Annotated in this window: 3 protein-coding genes; all 3 read right to left on the bottom strand. The window is 72.6% G+C overall.

Annotated elements, in window-relative coordinates; all coding sequences use genetic code 11:
• Nucleotides 1–73: 73 nt before the first annotated feature.
• Complete coding sequence (locus AOK22_RS16495) at nucleotides 74–658, bottom strand: TetR/AcrR family transcriptional regulator (protein WP_055699416.1); 585 nt, start codon at nucleotides 656–658, stop codon at nucleotides 74–76.
• 85 nt (nucleotides 659–743) lie between these two features.
• The gene (nirD, locus tag AOK22_RS16500; RefSeq protein WP_055699417.1) at nucleotides 744–1,067 is read right to left on the bottom strand and encodes a nitrite reductase small subunit NirD; all 324 of its coding nucleotides are present in this window, start codon (nucleotides 1,065–1,067) and stop codon (nucleotides 744–746) included.
• On the bottom strand, nucleotides 1,064–3,646 hold a 2,583-nt coding region (nirB, locus tag AOK22_RS16505), incomplete at its 5' end, for a nitrite reductase large subunit NirB (protein WP_279617083.1). The genes nirB and nirD, both read right to left, overlap by 4 nt.

Genomic DNA, 3,646 nt, shown 5'->3' on the forward strand with positions numbered 1-3,646 from the left:
GAAGGAGGTGTGGAAAGGGGTGGGCGAAGTGGTGTGAAGAGGGGTGTGGCAGGAAGGGGGCGGTCTCCGGGTGTCAGTCCAGCAGGGTCAGGGCCTGCTCCACCGCGTCCCGGATCCGCGCCGGCTCACCGCTCGCCTTGCCGACCACGCGCAGGCCCTGCATCAGGACGAGCAGCATGCGCGCGAGCGTCAGCGGATCGCGGTCCTCGGGCAGCTCGCCCTGGGCCTGGGCGCGCACCAGTGCGGAGTGCAGCAGGGTCTCGATGGCGTCCCAGCTGCGCTCGACGCTGCGCGCGGCCGCCGCGTCGTGCGGGGCCAGCTCCGTCGCCGTGTTGGTGACGAAACAGCCGGGCAGGCGGTGCTCGTCCGCCGTGGCCTCGGCGCCGAAGCGGCGGACCACCGCGCGGACGGCGGGCAGCGCGGGGCCCGGCTGTGCCAGCTCGGAGAGCAGCAACGGCTTCTGCAGCTCCCCGTACCGCTCCAGCGCCTTCAGGTACAGCTCGTGCTTGTTGCCGAAGGTCGCGTAGATGCTGGCGCGCCCGATGCCGAGCGCCTCGACGAGGTCCGCCATGGACGTCGCCTCGTAGCCGCGCCGCCAGAACAGCTCCAGGGCCGACTGCAGTGCGGCGTCCGGATCGAATTCCTTGGTCCTGGCCACGAAGAGGACTCTAGAGCTTTCTGGAACGACCGGTCAAGCAAATTCTGGAACGATCGGTCAAGGGGAAGGTGGCGGGCGGCACCGGTCACGCGATCCGGACCGGATGGACCGCCACCGACACCTCCTCGTCGTCCAGGCATCGCCCCGTCTCCAGATCGAACCGCTGCTTCAGGAGCGGCGAGGCGACGAACGGCCGCCCGTCCGCCGAGCCGAGCAGGCCCCGCGAGAGCACCGCCGCGCCGGTGAACGGGTCGCGGTTGTCGATGGCGTACGCGCGGCCCTCGCGGTCGAGGAAGAGCGCTGCCTGCCGGCCGTCGGGCAGCAGGGCCGCGAGGCCCCGCCCCGGCGTCAGCCGCGCACGCGCGCAGACCGCGAACCAGTCGTCCGCCACGAGGAGTTGGACGTTCATCGGGAGGCTCCTTCCAGGGGCCGGGGGCCGAGGGTGAGCAGGGGCAGGTCCGGCTTGATCTGGTCCCGCTCGGGGACGAAGCCGACCGTGGGGTCCGGTACGCCCGGCGCGTTCACGAACGACACGAAGCGGGCGAGGCGTTCGGGGTCGTCGAGGGTCTCGGCCCACTCGTCGCGGTAGTGCGTGACGTGGTCGGCCATCAGCGCCTCCAGCTCGGCGCAGATGCCCAGCGAGTCGTGGACGACGACGTCCCGCACGTGGTCGAGGCCGCCCTCGATCCGCTCCAGCCACGCCGCCGTGCGCTCCAGGCGGTCGGCGGTGCGGATGTAGAACATCAGGAACCGGTCGATCAGGCGGACCAGTCCGGCGTCGTCCAGGTCCTGCGCGAGCAGGTCCGCGTGGCGCGGGGTCGCGCCGCCGTTGCCGCCCACGTAGAGGTTCCAGCCGTTGGACGTGGCGATCACGCCGAAGTCCTTGGACTGGGCCTCCGCGCACTCGCGCGCACAGCCCGAGACCGCCGACTTCAGCTTGTGGGGCGCCCGCAGGCCGCGGTAGCGCAGCTCCAGGCCGATCGCCATGCGCACGCTGTCCTGCACGCCGTAGCGGCACCACGTCTGCCCGACGCAGGACTTCACCGTGCGCAGCGCCTTGCCGTAGGCGTGCCCCGACTCGAAGCCCGCGTCCACCAACCGCGTCCAGATCATGGGGAGTTGTTCGACACGCGCGCCGAACAGGTCGATGCGCTGGCCGCCGGTGATCTTCGTGTAGAGCCCGAAGTCCCGTGCCACCTCGCCGATGACGATGAGCTTCTCGGGGGTGATCTCGCCGCCGGGGATGCGCGGCACCACCGAATAGGAGCCGTTCTTCTGGAGGTTGGCGAGGAAGTGGTCGTTGGTGTCCTGCAGCGCCGCCTGCTCCCCGTCCAGGACGTAGCCGTCCGCGCCGATCGTCGGGGCCAGCGAGGCGATGACCGAGCCGACCGCCGGCTTGCAGACCTCGCAGCCCTCGCCGCCGCGCGCGCCCTCGCGGCCGTGCGCGTCGAGGAGCGCGCGGAAGGACGTGACGCGCAGGGCGCGCACGATCTCGTACAGCTCCTGGCGGCTCTGGCCGAAGCAGCCGCACAGGCCCTTGTCGACCTCGACGCCGGACGCCGTGAGCTCCTCGTCGACGAGCTGCCCGAGCACCTTCACGCAACTGCCGCAGCCCGTACCGGCCTTGGTGCACTTCTTGACCTCGGGCACCGTCGTGCAGCGGTGCTCGGTGACGGCGCCGCGGATCGTGCCCTTGGTGACGTTGTGGCAGGAGCAGATGACGGCCGAGTCGGGCAGCGCCGAGGGGCCGAGCGCCACCGGGCCGCCCGCGCCGGCCGGCAGGACCAGCTGCTCGGGCGCGAGGGGCGGCACGGAGCCGGTGAGCGGGCGCAGTGTGCCGTACGCCTCCGCGTCGCCGACGAGGATCCCGCCGAGCAGCGTGCCGTCCGCGCCGATCACCAGCTTCTTGTACGTCCCCGAGCGCGAGTCGGCGTAGACGACGTCGAGGCAGCCCTCCGCCGTGCCGTGCGCGTCGCCGAAGGACGCCACGTCCACGCCGAGGAGCTTCAGCTTGGTGGACAGGTCGGCGCCGGTGAAGGACGCCTCGCGGGCGGCGATCGTGGCCGCCGCGGTCTCCGCCATCTCGTAGCCCGGCGCGACGAGCCCGTACACACGGCCGTCCGCGGCCTGCGCGCACTCGCCGATCGCGTACACGTCCGGGTCGCTGGTGCGGCACCGCTCGTCGACGGTGACGCCGCCGCGCTCGCCGACCGCGAGGCCCATGGCGCGGCCGAGCTGGTCGCGGGGGCGCACGCCCGCCGAGAACACCACCATGTCCGTGGCCAGTTCACCGCCGTCGGACAGCTTCATGGCCCGCACGGCGCCGTCCTCGTCCGTGCGGATCTCCTGCGTGCCGGTGCCCGTGTGCACGGTCAGGCCCATGCCGGTGAGGGTGCGCAGCAGGGCCGCGCCGCCGCCCTCGTCGACCTGCACCGGCATCAGGCGCGGCGCGAACTCCACGATGTGCGTGGCGAGTCCGAGCCCGCGCAGCGCGCCCGCCGCCTCCAGGCCGAGCAGTCCGCCGCCCACGACGGCGCCGGTCGTGGCGTGCGTCTTCGCGTACTCCTCGATGGCCAGCAGGTCCTCGATGGTGCGGTAGACGAAACAGCCCGTGGCGTCCTTGCCGGGCACCGGCGGTACGAACGGGTACGAACCGGTGGCCAGGACGAGCGTGTCGTAGCCGAAGGTCCGTCCGGAGCGCGCGGTGACCGTCCTGGCCGCGCGGTCGATGTGCTCGGCGGGCTCGCCGACGTACAGCTCGATGCCGTGCCGGTCGAGGAACTCCCGGTCGGTGAGGGAGAGTTCGTCGGGGGTGCGGCCCGAGAAGTACGAGGTGAGCTGGACCCGGTCGTAGGCGGGGCGCGGCTCCTCGCACAGGACGACCAGGCGGTGGCTCGCGGTGAGCCCGTGCTCGGCGGCGGCCTCCAGGAAGCGCTGGCCGACCATGCCGTGGCCCACGAGGACGAGCGTGGGGCGGTGCGGTCGCGG

The sequence above is a fragment of the Streptomyces silaceus genome (assembly GCF_001419745.1).
GTDB classification, from domain to species: domain Bacteria; phylum Actinomycetota; class Actinomycetes; order Streptomycetales; family Streptomycetaceae; genus Streptomyces; species Streptomyces silaceus.